Here is a 16,033-nt window from a genome sequence, read left to right on the forward strand (position 1 = left end):
AGCGTCCGCAGTCAACGAGATACGAGACCTGCAGGAGGGGGTATGGCTGAATTGCGTTATGACGTCGCGGTGATCGGCGCCGGTCCCGGCGGCTATGCAGCTGCGTTCCAGGCTGCTGATCTTGGATTACGCACAGCCCTGATCGATGAGGATTCACAACTGGGCGGAACATGCCTGTTACGTGGCTGTATTCCCTCGAAAGCCTTGCTTCATGCGACTCGCTTGCTCACCGACGCAGAAGAGGCGGCAGTCTGGGGCATTCATTTCGGTAAACCTCGCGTGGACCTGGAGGCATTTCGTGACCGCGTGAGTGCGATCATCGGCAAACTCACAAACGGTGTGCGAACGCTGGCCGGCAGCCGGAAGGTCGAGGTGATCCAGGCACGAGCTTGGTTCAAGGATGCGACAACCCTACAACTCTCTGGAGCCAATACGCCGTCCGAACTTTCGTTTGGGCACGCAATCATCGCCACCGGCTCAACACCCGTGATACCAGACTCGCTGAGGCTCCGCGATCCACGAGTGATGGATTCGACGGGCGCGCTCCGATTGCCAGACATCCCCCCCCGGCTTCTGGTCGTCGGCGGTGGATATATCGGTCTCGAGTTAGGCACAGTCTATCAGGCCCTCGGATCCGAAGTGACCGTGGTTGAGGCGTTACCACGCCTGCTGAACAACGTCGATGCAGATCTTCTGCGACCGCTGCATCAGCGTCTACTACGCCAGTTTAAGGCCATCACGCTAAACACCACCGTAGCAAAACTGGACGCGCAAGAGGACGGTCTGGTTGCAACCTTGACAGCGTCCCCAAAGACCAGTACCGAGACCTTCGATCGCGTACTCGTTGCTGTGGGACGCAGACCCAGTACCAATCAGCTTGGACTAGAACACACAGCGATCACGCTCACACCGCGAGGCTTCATCCAAGTCGATCGGCAGATGCGCACGACCGAACCGACCATCTTTGCGATCGGTGACGTGGTCGGCGAACCGATGCTTGCCCACAAGGCGACACATGAAGGGTTGGTCGCCGCTCGAGTTATTGCCGGGAAACAGACAGCCTTCGATGCCGCGGCAATCCCCGCCGTTGTCTTCACTGACCCCGAAATCGCTTGGTGCGGATTGACCGAAGACGCAGCCAGGGTCTCAGGACAAGCCGTGAAAGTCGTGCGGTTTCCCTGGGCTGCCTCGGGACGCGCGACGACGTTAGGCCGGACCGAAGGCGTGACCAAGCTCATACTGGATCCTGAATCCGGTCGCGTACTAGGCATGGGGCTTTGCGGCATCGGTGCGGGTGAGTTGATCGCCGAAGGGGTCCTCGCCGTCGAGATGGGTGCAGTCGCAGAAGACCTCGCGACCTCGATTCATCCTCATCCGACGGTGAGCGAAACGGTTATGGAAGCCGCTGAATCGTTTTATGGTTCGCCAACACATCTTTTCATCCCCAAGCGGTCATGACGTGTCCACGCTTCGTTTACTCGATCTGACCCTTCCATTTCCTGTCGAGAATCTAGCTCTTGATGAAGCGTTACTGGAGGAACTTGAGGAACGGGGTGGAGATCCTGTGCTTCGGTTTTGGGAAAGCGACCGTCACTTCGTCGTATTAGGCCGCGCCTCTCGCGTAGCCGATGATGTCGACCGCGTCACCTGCCAAGAAGACGGGCTATCAATCCTTCGACGCGCAAGCGGCGGAGGAACTGTCCTACAGGGGCCGGGTTGTCTCTCGTATGCCTTTGTGCTGCCAATCGGATGGCATCCAGACCTCGTAAGTATTCGAACCACCAATCGCTTTATTCTGGAACGAATAGCGACCGCGCTTCGCCGATGGGAACCAGCCACGACCCTCCGTGGGATCAGCGACCTCGCTATCGACGATATGAAGATTTCCGGCAACGCGCAACGACGAACCGGGAAAGTGGTACTCTTTCACGGAACGATTCTGCATCGCATGGGAGCTGCTCTCATCGCACGATATCTCAAACACCCTACGCGACAACCGGACTACCGTTCAAACCGACATCACGGCACGTTCGTGCGGACAATCGACGCTCCACCCCAAGCGATCAAACACGTCATCGCCGACGCATGGAATGCGGAACCGACACACGCTGAATGGCCAAGAGCACGCATGCCCCGAATGATTGCAGCCATCCTCGCACGAAGCCGGGACGAATCATGAGAGAGGGAGGACCGACCTGCCGCTATGGTCGAGACCGGAATACTGGGTGGTCTTCGCCTGGGGCTGGGCCTGAAGTTGGATGCACGAGTGAGAGAAAAAAGTCAATGAGAGGAGATCAGCTGAACCGCAATGATTGCATGATCCTCGTTTCCAGTGATCCTACCTAATGATGCCAGCATTTCACAGCCGTGCTCGAAGATTCGAACTCAAGCACGAACAGCTCAGTGCAAACCTTGCACATTGTCCGGCGGAGTAGGCGCTCGCCATCTGAATCCTTGAATCTAGCCGCAAGCATTTTCCGATAAATCCCTGAAAGCTCACTTTATACCAACGAGGCATACGAATTGCTTTGGATTGTTGCAGGCAATGAAATCGTCGGGACCTTGGTTGCAACTAACACCGCATGATCCCCGCGATACATCGATCCATGTTTGAGGTGAATATCGGAGGTACTCCACATGAACGTTTCGTCGAGTCAATTCACCGAATCCCAGTCAAGGGCATTAAAATATTGCGACCGATGCGCCCGCCGTGCTGCCGCACTTTCTTATGACGATCTCACGTTGAAAGAGCTTTGTCAGGAGTGCTGCGCCCAGTTGAATCGGAAGCGCATAATCGCTTCCAGTCCGGCGCAACTGAAGATGTGAGCGAATGCCCATACCCCTTCTCACCGCACCCCGTCTCGCAGGTAGAACGTCGACTGTATCGCGGGTAGTTCGCGTGATAGCATAGGGGCGTAGCCTTTCAACTTCCGCCATGTTTAGGCCTATTCCAAAAGCCACGCTGTTTCGACGCATTCCATACCGTCTCATTACCTCTGTCGTACTCATTCTCGCGTTGGTCGTGACCGTCATCCTCCTCATGAGCTTGGAGCGAGACAAGCTCCTCCTCCAAGGATTCACGCAAAATCAGGCGGTCCCCACGGAGTTGTTTCAGGCGCTCTGGCGATCTCGGCATGACCTGATCGGGATTACTCTTCTTGTGTTCTTAGTCAGCGCCATCGGAATGGCGGCGCTCATCACCTTTCTGCATTACGACAATACGAGACGGACTCTTGAAGAAGTCAAAGGTCTCGCGAGAAATATTCTTGAGAGTATCCCGACGGGCGTACTCACCATTAATCGCGACGGCCAAGTCACAGCCGCCAACCCCTCTGCCGTGGCGACATTGAAACGGTCGGCGGAAGAATTGCTCGGTCACTCCTATGAACAAATGTTTCTCCAAGGAGATACGATTCGTCTTGTACTCGATGGAGCACTGCATAACAACCATCATGTGGATCATCATGATATGCCGTATCGCGCCGGTGACGAGACTCGTACGATACGCCTTGCAACTGCTGACCTGACAGGAGATGAGGGGAGACCGGTCGGCATCATTATGCTACTGAAAGATGTCACGGCGCTGCTAGCCTTGGAACGGCGGGTACTCGTAGCGGAAAAACTCTCCGCCCTCCATACCTTGTCCGCCGGCGTCGCCCATGAATTACGAAATCCGCTGAGCGCAATGGATTTGAATCTGCATCTTCTCGATGAAACATTGAAGGAACGAGGTGAGCTGGAACAGGACGTGGCGCACTATCTTCAGGTCGTGAATGCCGAATGTCGACGCCTCTCCGTGATTTTGGATAACTTCATGAGGTTCGCGCGTCCCACCTCGGTAGGTCTCCATGAAATGGACTTGGGAAGAGTCATCACACATCTCATGGCACTCATGCAGTTTGAGGCACAGGAACGAAAGATCAAACTGGAGGATCGGATTGATGAAGAATTACCCCCGGTGTTTGGGGATGAGACACAGATTAGCCAGGTCCTCGTCAATGTCCTGGTGAATGCGTTTCAGGCCATGCCCGATGGCGGGCGGTGTTCGATCATCACACAGGTACAGCGAAATGCCGATGTTTGTTGGGTGGAGGTCGTCGTGTCCGACACGGGGATCGGAATCAAGCAAGAAGACTTGTTACATCTATTTGAGCCGTTCCATACCACGAAGACTAGCGGAACAGGCCTCGGTCTGGCTATTGCCTACCGCATTATGCAGGACCACGGGGGAACCATTCGTGTCTCCAGTGTACTTGGAAGTGGGACGACCGTGGTTGTACAGCTTCCCGTGGCTGCCGACTCCCTTCAAAAGCTTGGGGTGGGGGCATGACGAATGCCGTACAAATCCTCATTGTTGACGACGAGCTGAACATTCGCAACGCGCTGGTGACTCTCCTTGCAAGGAAAGGCTATCGAGCCCTAAGCCTGGCGACGGCGGAAGAAGCGGTGGATGTGTTTGAAACCACTGCAGTGGATTTATTAATTACCGACTTGCGTATGCCGGGAATCGGGGGGATGGAATTTCTGCGGAGGCTGCGCACACAATGGCCCAGCACGGAAGTGGTCGTCATGACGGCCTATGGATCCATCGAAACTGCAGTGGAAGCGATGCAGGCTGGAGCCTACGATTATCTCACCAAGCCCATCGATCGCGAGCGGTTCCTCATCGTGGTGGAGAAGGCGCTCGAGCGACACCGTCTTGCCAGCGAAAACCAGCAGCTCCGGGATCGACTTGAAACGAGAACACGGTTCGAACGAATGGTCGGTGAGAGCGAACCGATGCAACAGGTGTATCATCTTGTGGAGATGGTAGCGGGAAGCGACGTGACCGTATTGCTCACGGGTGAAAGCGGAACCGGGAAGGAGCTCGTCGCACGTGCCATCCACCATAAAAGCCATCGGGCCGACGGACCGTTTATTACCCTCAACTGCGGCGCATTGCCTGAAACTCTGTTTGAAAGTGAGTTGTTCGGCTATGAAAAAGGCGCCTTCACCGGCGCGTTGTTCACCAAAGCCGGTCGGTTTGAATTGGCGCACGGGGGAACGCTGTTATTGGACGAAATCGGTGAGCTCTCCTTGAAATCCCAAGTCGACTTTCTTCGTGTTTTAGAGACCAAGGAATTCCGTCGTCTGGGTGGAACGAAAGTTGTGACTGTGGATGCTCGCATTATTGCCGCCACCAACCGAAACCTGGCGGAGGCCGTCAAGCAAGGGACTTTCCGCGAGGATCTTTTTTATCGACTGAATGTGGTCCCGATTCACTTGCCGCCGCTGCGCGAACGGGGAGAAGACATTCCCCTTCTCGTTGAGACCTTTCTGCCTGAATTTTGCGCGCAGCATCAACGAGCGCTGAAGCACATCTCTCGAGAAGCGATGCGCCTGTTACGGCTGTATGCCTGGCCGGGAAATATTCGACAGCTCCGTAACCTGCTTGAACGGCTGGTCGTCACTGTGCGGGACCCCACGATTCTCTCGGAGCATTTGCCGGAGGAGATTCAGGTCAGTCGGGAAGACCTCAGGACCATAGTCGTCACTCTCGGGAAATCCTTGAAGGAAGTTGAAAAGGAAGTCATCCGCCGCACCCTCATGGAAGTGACTAACCACCGTGAGAAAGCTGCCAGGCTGCTCGGTATCAGCCTGCGGTCTCTTCAGTATAAGATTAAAGAATATGGGATTCGTGAGTAAGGTCCTCCAAACCACTCACCTAACTGCACAATACTAAGCCCCTCTCGTCGCATCTCCACCTCAACCTGCAATTCCTGCACGTGTGTGATTGATTCCATAAAGACGTAACTGTTTGATCCATCAAGAAACTTCTGAGGTTGAGCTGTCGGTCGAAGGATGCCGGCATGCAGATTTTGCAGATAGCCGACTTCCTTATCTCCTGGTCGTAAGCCCCGTGTCGTACTCGCCCGGAGGTTTCCGTTGTAAGCGCACAATAAATCGACGGCTTTGTCCAATCACCTCTTGCGGCATCCAGTATGCAGAGAGCCCTTTCCAGGAACTGGACCCAAGCAATTGGAAGGGATACAAGCGGAAGAGAACATGACCGTTGCGTCACAGATCACAGGGGCTGGGACTCTCCTCGTCCTCCTTTTGATGAATGCCTGTGCGCAACCGCCAGCCTTTCAACTTGAGGCAGCCCAAAAGGCGGTCGACGAGGCCAAAATTGCGGGGGCAGAGATCTATGCGAAGGACGACTTTATGAAATTAGAGCAGGAGTTCGCCCTGGCCAAGGATGAGTTGGCTAAGCAAGAGACGGTCTTCTGGATTTTCAGGTTGTACGACGACGTGGACGAAATGCTGAGCACGGTCGTTGAGTATGGGGGGCGAGTGGCAGCCAAGGCGTCGAAAAACAAGGAAGTGGCCAAAATGGCAGCGGTTGCGATGGAACAAGACGCTCTGTGGGCCGTGGTATCTGCCAAGAGACTGATGACCAGTACCCTGAGGAGGACGGAACGAGATACGCAAGAAGTGATCAAGCAGCAGCTCACAGCATTAGAAGCGGGTGTCGCTGAGGTACATGGGCTTATCGAGAACGGTGACTATCTTACGGCGGAGATGCACGCCAAGACATTGAAGGAGCACGGGGTCGCGGTTTCCGGAGCGCTTCGGAGTGCTATCGAAAAGGCTAGAGGGCGAAAGTCCAGGGCCCATGTATAACGACTACAGGGACCTATGGAGAAACTAAGTGCAGAAGCGGTGTGTGCCATGGGGAGGGTGGTCGAGTTCATGGAGGCGAATTCTTGACCAGCCTCCGGAATCGTCATCGGAATCTTGTCACTTCGGGAGCAACAGGTCGCATTGTTGAAGGTGATCGAGTACCTGGCAGCCGTTGTGTTTGTGGTCGGAGCTCTAGTCTGGGGCTGGTACCTGACACTTTTATTTTGGCTCATCCTTGTCGTGCTTCCATATAGCCTGTTGCGTGTCATACAAAACGGAGAACATGAGAATGAGCTGCCTGGTCGTCTTTGCCAGCACCTTCCGGAACAGAAAGCACGATCGCAAGAACAGACCTTTTGACGGTAGCGTGGGGCATGAAAGTCATAATCCTGTCGATCCAAGCGACTGCAGTAATTCAATCGTGCACCTGATCGGCACGCCAATGCGAGTGAATCCACTATCGGCAGGGTACTGAGAAGATCGATCTGAATTAGTGAGGAGAACAATATCGTGAGTGTGGGATCAACAGGAGAATCCGTACGACCTTCCCCATTGCCGAAGGAAGACTGGCTTGTCCGACTCGCACGGCTTCAAGCACTGCTGACGGCCTGTCCCAGCGATCTTCTTTCGCGATGCGAGTTGGCCGCACTTCTCGAAACAATGGATATGTACGAGGAAGCCTTGATCCACTGGAAAGTCGTCATCGATCTCGATGCGAACCATCTCAACGCGCGGGAGGGCGTCGTTCGCTGCCATCAGAAGACAGGTCTTTATCCTCGATCTGCAGGATGAAGCAGTGGGCATGATGGTCTGGGATCGTCTCGAACATATTGCTGGAAAGCTTACTGAGCGGGGGTGGGTTCAAATTCGAACGGTCGTACCAAGAGATAGGGCCATCCTCAGGCACATCATTATCGGTAACCAGACACGCATCTTGAGGGGAATCGAACCGGCCTCCCTTGCTAATCTTCGAGAAGGAGAGATAGTAGGAAGCACCTTTCTCGCGGCACGCGCAGGCGTTGTGACGGCCGACACGTGGCCGTTTGCTATGAACAAATTGAAAACTTCATCCTCAGCGTGGCCACAATCGAGCTCTCAGGGCTTCATGCAACAATCCTATGCTGATCTTGAATCAGGCAATTGTTGCTCAGATCAACCGCGCAGGCCGGAGGTCATCGGTAGTGGACAGACGAACACGAGGTATTGCGAGCAGATCACCCTCGCACCAGTCATCTCAGTAAGACACCCATGGCTATAAAGTGCACAGCATTGCTTACGTATGTGAAGAAGAACTCGGTGCGTGGCAAAAGAAAGCAGAATGAACCGTGGAGGGCATGTTGAACATGTCAGGCGATGCGGACATCGTCGTGGTGCACCATCCGAAGGGAGCCGTGGCACTGGTCTGGGTTGACCTCTCCGTTGGAGCTGTCGTGACAACTCATGCTGGATTGCGAAACACATTGCGTCGTGGACTGCGAGACTGGGCTGGCCAGATTGTGCAGACACGAGATGGACACATCTTTCTCTCGGCGGTGTACGATCATTTTTTTCTCAAAGGATATCGTGTCCATTGGTTCAGCGCTCCAGGGGTGATCGGCACACACCCTTCCTATCGGGTGTAGAGCACAAGCGAGCTTGGGACAAAGCGCTACAACAGACTTCCTAATATCGGCAGAAGAGTTGAGCGACAGTTGCGAATGGATGCCAACCATCACCACTACATTCGTGTTTACTAAAATACTCAGGAGGCTGATCGTGGAAAACAATGAAACGCGGGCATGGCAGGCTTGGAAAATGACGTGCGGGACAGTGCTGGTCATCGCGCTGGTGTTGACCGTCATGCATCTCGTGGTGGGGGGATGAGATACGAGATTGTGGCCCTGTGACCTCTGGAATGGGCAAGCAGAAGGAGGGATCATCTTTGTGTCTTATCAAATTGTTGAGGGTGCCGGTATCCTCCAAATAAACCCTGCGGGAATGTGACTCGGACCCGAGGCCTCAAGTGATCGTATGCTGAATCTGTTGTGGCTTCTTCTCGGCGGGTATGGGGTCGGAATACTGCTTCCGCTCTGTCTGCCAGGACGGCCAGGGTTGCAACAGCTCACAAGCAATGTTGCCGCCATCGTGGGGACCAGCACAGGTGTCATCCTTGGGCTTCTGGGCCTCACGTCGTCGGAGCCCGTCACGGGATCGCTCGCCTCCACCATTCCTCTGCTCACCTTCGCCGTTCGGCTTGATCCACTCGCGGCATTCTTCGTCCTCACGATCTCCCTCGTGGGTCTTGCTGCCTCGATTTATGCCATTGGATACCTGCAGCATTTCGAAGAGCGCGCATCGACCGACACGCTCGGAGCGCTCTTTAACGCATTTCTCCTCTGTATGACGTTCGTTGTCCTGGCGGATAACGCGTTCTTCTTCCTGCTCGCTTGGGAACTCATGTCGCTACTATCCTATTTCCTCGTGGTGACTGAGCACGAGAAGGCGGAAGTGCGGTACGCGGGATTGTTCTACTTGATCATGACGCACATCGGAACTGCGTTTATTGTCGTGGCGTTCTTGATCTTCTTCCAGGGTACCTGGTCGTTCTCCTTTGAAGCGTTTCGGCATCCAGCACAACCCCTACCGGAAGGCATGAAAACTCTCGTATTTCTCATGGCCTTACTCGGGTTCGGCACGAAGGCCGGCATCATACCACTCCATGTGTGGTTGCCCTATGCGCATCCCGTGGCCCCGTCGCATGTCTCAGCCGTGATGTCTGGCGTCATGATCAAAACCGCGATCTATGGCTTGATCCGCGTGTATTTCGACTTCTTCGGTGGGCAGTTTCCCTGGTGGTGGGGGTTCACCGTACTACTCCTGGGGACCACATCCGCGTTACTTGGGGTGATGTACGCCTTGATGGAACATGATCTCAAAAGACTCCTTGCGTTTCACAGCGTGGAGAACATTGGAATTATCCTGATGGGCCTTGGGGCTGGCATGATCTTTCAGGCCTACGGATTGAGAGAACTGGCCGCGCTTGGACTGCTGGCTGGACTCTACCATACGATCAATCACGCCCTATTCAAGGCCCTCCTATTCTTAGGGGCCGGCTCACTGCTCTATGCGACACATACGCGCAATATGGAAGAGTACGGCGGCTTGCTGCGACGCATGCCGTGGACGGGGATCTTTTTTTTGATCGGAGCCGTGTCAATTTCTGCATTGCCCCCTACCAATGGATTCGTGAGTGAGTGGCTGGTGTTCCAAACACTTTTTCTCAGTTTTCAGATTCCAACCGTATTTCTCAAACTGATGCTACCGATCGCAGCAGCGATCTTGGCTCTCACCGGCGTGCTGGCCTTGACCTGCTTCGCAAAAGCCTTCGGGATTTCGTTTCTCGCACAGCCACGAAGTACGCATGCCCGTCATGCTGAGGAGGTTCCGGTTTCGATGCGCACGGGCATGGGTATCTTGGCCGCCCTTTGTGTAGCGCTGGGCGTTGCCCCAATGGTGGTCGTGCCGTTATTGGATCAAATTGTCGCTCCCCTAGCAGGAATCTCGATCGCGAGTAAGGTCTTGGCAATCGATGGATGGGCGCTAGCCCCAGTAAATGTCGAATTCTCAAGCCTGTCCACCCCGGTCCTTGCGTTGCTGCTTGTTGCGTCGGCGATATTGGGATTGGGACTCGCCGTCGTGCTCGGTGGTCGTCTCACAACACGCCGTTCAAAATCTTGGGGCTGTGGGATCACTCTCACACCCCGGATGGAATACACCGCAACTGGTTTCGTCCAGCCGATCAAACGAGTGTTCAGTACGATTTATCAGCCGACGGTGAAACTCGAAACGGAGTTTCTCGCCGAATCACGATACTTCTCCAAACGGCGACACTTTGAATTTCACATTGAACCGATCTTTGAGAAGTATCTCTATGATCCCTTGGTGGCATTCTTTGGGACGCTGGCCGACCGCCTGAAAGTCATTCAGGCCGGTAGCCTACACCTCTACCTAACCTATATGTTCGTCACACTGATCGCCTTACTGCTGCTCGCGGTGTAACCGATGCTCCATACGATCGCTCTCATCGTGACCCAAACCGCCGTCTTACTCGCGTTTTCCCCGTTTCTTATCGGTCTGATTCGAAAAGTCAAAGCCCGGTTGCAATTGCGACGAGGTGCGAGCGTCCTTCAGCCATACGCTGACTTGGCCAAGCTGTTCCACAAGCAGCCGGTGATCTCAACCACCACCTCCTGGATCTTTACGGCGACACCATACATCGTATTTGCCTCTATTTTGACTGCGGGTCTACTGGTCCCCACATTCATCTCGCAGATACCCATGCATTTTGCTGGAAACATCATTGCGCTGGTCTACCTCTTGGCCCTGGGCACGTTCTTCTTGATTCTTGCGGGACTCGATGCTGGATCAGCCTTTGGGGGGATGGGAAGCAGTCGAGAGGCGATAGTCGCGTCACTGACCGAGCCAGCCATGATGCTCGCGATCTTTGCAATTGCCCTCACCAATGGGTCAACGAATGTGAGCACCATTGTTCATAAGACTGCATTACTAGAAGGCATTATTACGGACCCGTCACCGCATTTGATGGCACTGGCCGCCCTCTTTATCGTGGCGCTCGCGGAGACAGGGCGGGTACCAGTCGACAATCCGGCCACGCATCTGGAACTGACCATGATTCATGAAGCCATGGTCCTTGAATACTCAGGGCGCTATCTTGCCTTACTCGAATGGGCGGCCGGTCTGAAACTCGCGGTGTTCCTTTCTTTGATCGTCAATGTCTTCGCGCCGTGGGGCATCGCGACAACAGTTACCCCAACTGCGATTGGAATCGGGCTCCTAGTATACGTGGTGAAGACAGCAGCTCTCGCGGTGTTGATCGGAGTCATCGAATGTATGTTCGCCAAATTGCGGTTGTTCCGGGTCACGGATCTGTTGGGCGTGGCGTTCATCCTTGCTCTACTCGGGTTGCTGTTCTTTTATATTCTTCGGAGTTGATCGGATGCAGGGACTTTCGTCCGTTGGATCACAACTGGTCGACTTGTGCTCAGCCTTGCTCTTATTGACCTGTTTCGCGATCGTGGCACAACGGCGGCTCTCGGCCTGCGTTGACCTGTTCGCACTGCAGTCATCCTTTCTCGTCGTCACTGCAGCGCTGGTCGCTTATCTGACCGGGAACCCGCACATTTATATCGCGGCGGGGCTGACTGGTATCATCAAAGTACTCATCATTCCTCGAGTCCTCAAGAAAGTCATTGATCATCTCAACGTCAAACGGGAACTGGTGATGCACGTAAACGTGCCAACCGGACTATTGATTTGCGGCGGTCTAGTCATGTTGGCCTTTTTCATCGCGCAGCCAATCCTTCCTCTAGGATCCCTCCTTACGCGAGATTCTTTAGCAATCGCTCTTGCGATCGTACTTATTGGATTGTTTACCATGATCGCAAGGCAAAAGGCGGTCTCCCAACTGGTGGGCTTTCTCGTCCTGGAAAACGGACTGTTTCTGGGCGCGACCGCCGCGACCTATGGCATGCCGTTGGTCGTCGAACTCGGTGTGTTCTTTGATGTGCTCATCGCCACATTGATTGCAGGAATCTATACGAATCGCTTGCAGGATGCATTCGACAGTGTGGATACAGACCGACTCACCGTTTTGAAAGAATAGCCGAGGTTGTCGTGACAATCGCAGTCGTGGTTTTATTAATTGCCCCGCTGCTCGCAGGAGGGCTGAGTCTGGTCGTCCACCGCTCTGCATGGCTCCACGGGATTAATCTCACGAGTATAGGCGCTCTTGTCACTGCAGAAACCGTGCTCACCCACATGGTGTTGAGCGATGGTCCCGTCCTGGCTTTGGGCGAGTTGGTCTATCTCGACGCGTTGTCGACCTTTATTTTGTTCATTATTGGTGTGGTGGGACTGGCGTGTTCCTTCTATATGCGTTCGTACATGGACGAGCAAGTCGCCCGCGGCGTCATTGCGCCGTCACAACTGAACCAGTTCTTTTTTCTTTTCCACATGTTTCTGCTTGCTATGGTGATCGCGACCATTGCCAACAGTGTTGGGATCCAGTGGGTGGCGATTGAAGCGACGACGCTCGCAACCACCTTCCTCATTGCTTTTTGGAAGCGACGAGAGTCGCTGGAGGCTGGGTGGAAGTACCTTATTCTGTGTTCGGTCGGCATTTCACTTGCCTTGTTTGGCGTCGTGCTGCTGTATTACTCGTCACTCCATGTGCTGAGCGATGCCAGTCAAGGATTGAACGTGACGGCGCTCCTGCCTGTGGCTGATCGACTCAATCCCCAAGTTCTTAAGTTGGCGTTCATCTTCATCCTGGTGGGATATGGCACCAAGGTGGGACTCGTCCCGATGCATAGTTGGCTGCCGGATGCCTACACCGAGGCTCCGGCCCCGGTAGTCGCCATGCTCGCTGGTGTCCTCGAAGTGGTGGCGGCCTATGCCATCCTGAGGGTGAGAGTTATTGTTGATCACGCCGTTCCGTTTGCCTTCGCTGGTGAGTTGTTGACATTGCTTGGCTTTGCCTCATTGGTGACGGCAGCGTTCTTCATCCTTATCCAGCACAACTATAAGCGGCTGTTTGCCTATTCCAGCATCGAGCATATGGGGATCGCCATGATTGGGTTTGGGATTGGGGGACCGCTGGGAACCTTCGGAGGACTGTTTCATCTCATGAATCATGCATTAGCAAAGTCGATGGCCTTTTTTGCAGCGGGTAACATTCACCGTCGCTTTCGCACCGTGGAAATCGAGCACGTCCAGGGACTGGCGATGGCGCAGCCTTGGACAGCCACGGCGCTGATGATCTCCGGATTAGCCTTGTCGGCGCTTCCCCCGTTTGCGGCATTTCCCAGCGAAGTTCAGATCCTCACGGCCTTAGCCTCGCAAGGGGTTCCAGGAATGGAGTTTGCTGGGACCTCTGGCATGGTCACCGTGGCCTTATCGGACCAATTCAGTCGGGTTGCACTCGTTTCAGTGTTTTTGATCGCTGCGGTTCTTTCATTCGGCGGACTGCTGTATCGCATAACCGGAATGGTATGGGGAACACCGTCTGAGGGCATCGTCTGTGGAGAACGCTGGACACTGGGTCATCTGCCGATCATTCTGCTTACCGTAGCGCTTATTGGATTCAGCGTGTTTCTGCCCCAGCCCATAAAGGAACTCTTGGAACAAGCGACCAGCATTCTAGTGGTTCAATAGGAGAGGATGAGCATGTCAGAAGCCATGTTCTGTGACGATCTCCTCACCGCGGCGTTCCCAGGCATTCTGAAGCATGACCCGATTTGTGCAAAATCTTCACATTTCACGGTTCCCAAGGACCGTCTGCCGGCCATCAGCCACTATCTTCATACGCAACCAAGCTTGCGCGGTCGGCTGACGCTCTTATGGGCCTGTGATGATCGCCCTGTTCGTGACAGCTACGGGCTGTACTACTTGTTTACCTTGGACGCATCTCACCACTGGGTAGTGCTGTCCACTGAATTAGCTGGCCACGATCGGCTATTTCCCTCTATTACACCGCACATTCATGCCGCTCAGTGGTATGAGCGCGAGGTCCGCGATATGTTCGGGTTGATTCCTCAAGGCCATCCGGATCTCCGTCGTTTAGTTCGACACGAGCATTGGCCGAAGGGAACCCATCCGCTACAGAAGGACTTTTCGTGGAACCACCTCTTGGAACGGCAACAAGGTGAATACCGTTTCCACCATATTGAAGGCGAGGGGGTCTTTGAAGTTCCGGTCGGTCCGATTCATGCCGGCATCATTGAGTCGGGACATTTTCGATTTTCCGTGGCTGGTGAGCCAATCATGCAACTGGAACTACGGCACTTTTGGAAACATCGCGGCGTTGAAAAACTATTCGAGCAACTCACGCTGACCGACGCAGTGCTGCTGGCAGAACGTGTGTCTGGGGACACGACGGTGGGGCACAGTCTCGCCTATTGTCAAGCGGTGGAAACGCTTCTGGACCTCCAGGTGCCACGACGCGCTCAGTATCTTCGTTCGCTCTTTCTGGAGCTGGAACGACTCTCCAATCATCTCGGCGATATCGGGGCGATGTGCAATGACACGGCCTATGCACTGGCCTATGCGCATTGTGCTCGGATGAAGGAGCGAGTCATGCAACTCAATGACCGGTTGGTTGGCTCGCGTTTCTTGCGAGGTGTCCTGCAAGTCGGCGGAGTCAGTTGGGATATCGATCGCAGCCAGCTGAGCATCCTCGTGGAAGAACTCGATGCTATCCAAAGGGACTTCTCCGAAGTGGGCGCCATCATCTTTGCCAATGCCTCACTCACAGATCGGTTGGAGACCACCGGGGTTCTGACGGAGCGCATTGCCTTGGATCACGGCGTGACAGGAGTGGTTGGGCGGGCATCGGGGATAGATCAGGACGTCCGACGGGATCGCCCCTTTGCGGCGTATGATGAACTGCCCGTGAACGTTGCGCTCTATCGCTACGGTGACGTGCGAGCACGATTACGTGTCCGGGGCGACGAAATCCATGAATCCATTCGGCTCATTCGAGAAGTGCGCGATAAAATTCCTAATGGTCCAATCGTCAGTCAACCCCGTTCCTTGCCAAAGCCTGGCGCATGGACACTGGCAGCGGTTGAAGGGTGGCGCGGCGAGATCTTGTATATGGTGATGGCAGGGGAAGACGGTCGGATTCATCGATGCAAGGTCCGAGACCCATCCTTTGTGAATTGGCCTGCGATTCAATGGGCGGTGCTGGGCAACATTATCCCGGACTTTCCGCTCATCAACAAGAGCTTCAACCTCTCATATGCTGGGAACGATCTATAGGGAGGCCGAACATGTTCCGCATCATCAAAAAAAGCCTGAGGATCGGAGTCGTGACGGGTCGTTATCAGAAAGCGGAAAAACCTGAACTGCCGGTTGCGCCTGAGGCTCAGGACAAAGCTAGCCACTTCAAACGATCGCTCGCGATCCGTGAAGTGGATACCGGATCCTGCAACGCCTGTGAAATGGAAATGAACGCACTCTTGAACCCTGTGTACGATGCTGACCGATTCGGCATACACATCGCTGCATCGCCACGCCATGCGGATACCTTGGTGGTAACGGGGCCGGTCACCGTCAACATGGAGCGAGCGTTGAAAGATGTGTACAGGCAAACACCTGATCCGAAGATCGTCATTGCGCTCGGTGACTGCGCAATCAACTGTGGCATATTCAAAGGCAGTTATGCCGTGACAGGACCAGTAGAACGGCACATCCCTGTTGATGTCCGGATCCTAGGCTGCCCGCCGCGTCCGGCAGAAATTCTTGCGGCTCTGTCTGAATTGCAGGGAAAAAACAATACGGCGTAACGATGCCCATTCCAGCATCGAACAGT

The 16,033-nt window shown here is 54.5% G+C and carries 15 protein-coding genes; 14 read left to right on the forward strand and 1 reads right to left on the reverse strand.

Annotation, left to right across the window (positions count from 1 at the left end):
* Positions 1–42: 42 nt before the first annotated feature.
* Together lpdA and ACMTNU_RS02455 are read left to right on the forward strand one after the other, a co-directional pair.
* On the forward strand, positions 43–1,458 hold the full coding sequence (gene lpdA, locus ACMTNU_RS02450; RefSeq protein ID WP_413933611.1) for a dihydrolipoyl dehydrogenase: 1,416 nt from the start codon (positions 43–45) through the stop codon (positions 1,456–1,458).
* Between the two features lies 1 nt (position 1,459).
* Positions 1,460–2,179 carry a biotin/lipoate A/B protein ligase family protein gene (locus ACMTNU_RS02455; RefSeq protein ID WP_413933612.1) on the forward strand — a complete coding sequence of 240 codons (720 nt, stop codon included), beginning with the start codon at positions 1,460–1,462 and terminating at the stop codon, positions 2,177–2,179.
* 503 nt (positions 2,180–2,682) lie between these two features.
* Here the strand turns inward: ACMTNU_RS02455 and ACMTNU_RS02460 are convergent.
* Complete coding sequence (locus ACMTNU_RS02460) at positions 2,683–2,838, reverse strand: hypothetical protein (protein WP_413933613.1); 156 nt, start codon at positions 2,836–2,838, stop codon at positions 2,683–2,685.
* Positions 2,839–2,935: 97 nt separating this feature from the next.
* On the opposite strand from ACMTNU_RS02460, the gene ACMTNU_RS02465 reads away from it, so the two are divergent.
* The 12 genes from ACMTNU_RS02465 to ACMTNU_RS02520 all read left to right on the forward strand — a co-directional run bounded on the left by ACMTNU_RS02465 (position 2,936) and on the right by ACMTNU_RS02520 (position 16,007).
* Positions 2,936–4,330, forward strand: coding sequence for a two-component system sensor histidine kinase NtrB (locus ACMTNU_RS02465; RefSeq protein WP_413933614.1), 1,395 nt, complete (start codon positions 2,936–2,938; stop codon positions 4,328–4,330).
* Entirely contained in the window at positions 4,327–5,685 is a 1,359-nt protein-coding gene (locus ACMTNU_RS02470) for a sigma-54-dependent transcriptional regulator (RefSeq protein WP_413933615.1), read from the forward strand. Before ACMTNU_RS02465 ends, ACMTNU_RS02470 begins: the two co-directional genes overlap by 4 nt.
* Before the next feature lie 360 nt (positions 5,686–6,045).
* A complete protein-coding gene (locus ACMTNU_RS02475; protein ID WP_413933616.1) occupies positions 6,046–6,663 on the forward strand; it encodes a hypothetical protein in 618 nt (205 codons plus the stop codon).
* 114 nt (positions 6,664–6,777) lie between these two features.
* Positions 6,778–7,023 carry a hypothetical protein gene (locus ACMTNU_RS02480; protein WP_413933617.1) on the forward strand — a complete coding sequence of 82 codons (246 nt, stop codon included), beginning with the start codon at positions 6,778–6,780 and terminating at the stop codon, positions 7,021–7,023.
* Positions 7,024–7,173: 150 nt separating this feature from the next.
* On the forward strand, positions 7,174–7,455 hold the full coding sequence (locus ACMTNU_RS02485; protein WP_413933618.1) for a hypothetical protein: 282 nt from the start codon (positions 7,174–7,176) through the stop codon (positions 7,453–7,455).
* 542 nt (positions 7,456–7,997) lie between these two features.
* A complete protein-coding gene (locus tag ACMTNU_RS02490; RefSeq protein WP_413933619.1) occupies positions 7,998–8,285 on the forward strand; it encodes a hypothetical protein in 288 nt (95 codons plus the stop codon).
* 388 nt (positions 8,286–8,673) lie between these two features.
* On the forward strand, positions 8,674–10,701 hold the full coding sequence (gene hyfB, locus ACMTNU_RS02495) for a hydrogenase 4 subunit B (protein WP_413933620.1): 2,028 nt from the start codon (positions 8,674–8,676) through the stop codon (positions 10,699–10,701).
* 3 nt (positions 10,702–10,704) lie between these two features.
* On the forward strand, positions 10,705–11,655 hold the full coding sequence (locus tag ACMTNU_RS02500; RefSeq protein WP_413933621.1) for a respiratory chain complex I subunit 1 family protein: 951 nt from the start codon (positions 10,705–10,707) through the stop codon (positions 11,653–11,655).
* 4 nt (positions 11,656–11,659) lie between these two features.
* Positions 11,660–12,325 carry a hydrogenase gene (locus tag ACMTNU_RS02505; protein ID WP_413933622.1) on the forward strand — a complete coding sequence of 222 codons (666 nt, stop codon included), beginning with the start codon at positions 11,660–11,662 and terminating at the stop codon, positions 12,323–12,325.
* Between the two features lie 11 nt (positions 12,326–12,336).
* The gene (locus tag ACMTNU_RS02510; RefSeq protein WP_413933623.1) at positions 12,337–13,875 is read left to right on the forward strand and encodes a hydrogenase 4 subunit F; all 1,539 of its coding nucleotides are present in this window, start codon (positions 12,337–12,339) and stop codon (positions 13,873–13,875) included.
* Between the two features lie 12 nt (positions 13,876–13,887).
* The gene (locus ACMTNU_RS02515; RefSeq protein ID WP_413933624.1) at positions 13,888–15,480 is read left to right on the forward strand and encodes an NADH-quinone oxidoreductase subunit C; all 1,593 of its coding nucleotides are present in this window, start codon (positions 13,888–13,890) and stop codon (positions 15,478–15,480) included.
* Between the two features lie 11 nt (positions 15,481–15,491).
* On the forward strand, positions 15,492–16,007 hold the full coding sequence (locus ACMTNU_RS02520) for an NADH-quinone oxidoreductase subunit B family protein (protein WP_413933625.1): 516 nt from the start codon (positions 15,492–15,494) through the stop codon (positions 16,005–16,007).
* Positions 16,008–16,033 lie beyond the last annotated feature (26 nt).

The organism is Nitrospira sp. BLG_1 (assembly GCF_047338595.1).
In the GTDB taxonomy this organism is placed as follows: domain Bacteria; phylum Nitrospirota; class Nitrospiria; order Nitrospirales; family Nitrospiraceae; genus Nitrospira_D.

Excerpts from the sequence above, each read along its gene's own strand:
- ACMTNU_RS02515 (WP_413933624.1), top strand. The coding sequence starts at position 13,888 with ATGTCAGAAGCCATGTTCTGTGACGATCTCCTCACCGCGGCGTTCCCA.
- ACMTNU_RS02520 (WP_413933625.1), top strand. The coding sequence starts at position 15,492 with ATGTTCCGCATCATCAAAAAAAGCCTGAGGATCGGAGTCGTGACGGGT.
- ACMTNU_RS02460 (WP_413933613.1), bottom strand. The coding sequence starts at position 2,838 with ATGGGCATTCGCTCACATCTTCAGTTGCGCCGGACTGGAAGCGATTAT.
- lpdA (WP_413933611.1), top strand. The coding sequence starts at position 43 with ATGGCTGAATTGCGTTATGACGTCGCGGTGATCGGCGCCGGTCCCGGC.
- ACMTNU_RS02490 (WP_413933619.1), top strand. The coding sequence starts at position 7,998 with ATGTTGAACATGTCAGGCGATGCGGACATCGTCGTGGTGCACCATCCG.
- ACMTNU_RS02470 (WP_413933615.1), top strand. The coding sequence starts at position 4,327 with ATGACGAATGCCGTACAAATCCTCATTGTTGACGACGAGCTGAACATT.
- ACMTNU_RS02500 (WP_413933621.1), top strand. The coding sequence starts at position 10,705 with ATGCTCCATACGATCGCTCTCATCGTGACCCAAACCGCCGTCTTACTC.
- ACMTNU_RS02475 (WP_413933616.1), top strand. The coding sequence starts at position 6,046 with ATGACCGTTGCGTCACAGATCACAGGGGCTGGGACTCTCCTCGTCCTC.
- ACMTNU_RS02505 (WP_413933622.1), top strand. The coding sequence starts at position 11,660 with ATGCAGGGACTTTCGTCCGTTGGATCACAACTGGTCGACTTGTGCTCA.
- ACMTNU_RS02465 (WP_413933614.1), top strand. The coding sequence starts at position 2,936 with ATGTTTAGGCCTATTCCAAAAGCCACGCTGTTTCGACGCATTCCATAC.
- hyfB (WP_413933620.1), top strand. The coding sequence starts at position 8,674 with ATGCTGAATCTGTTGTGGCTTCTTCTCGGCGGGTATGGGGTCGGAATA.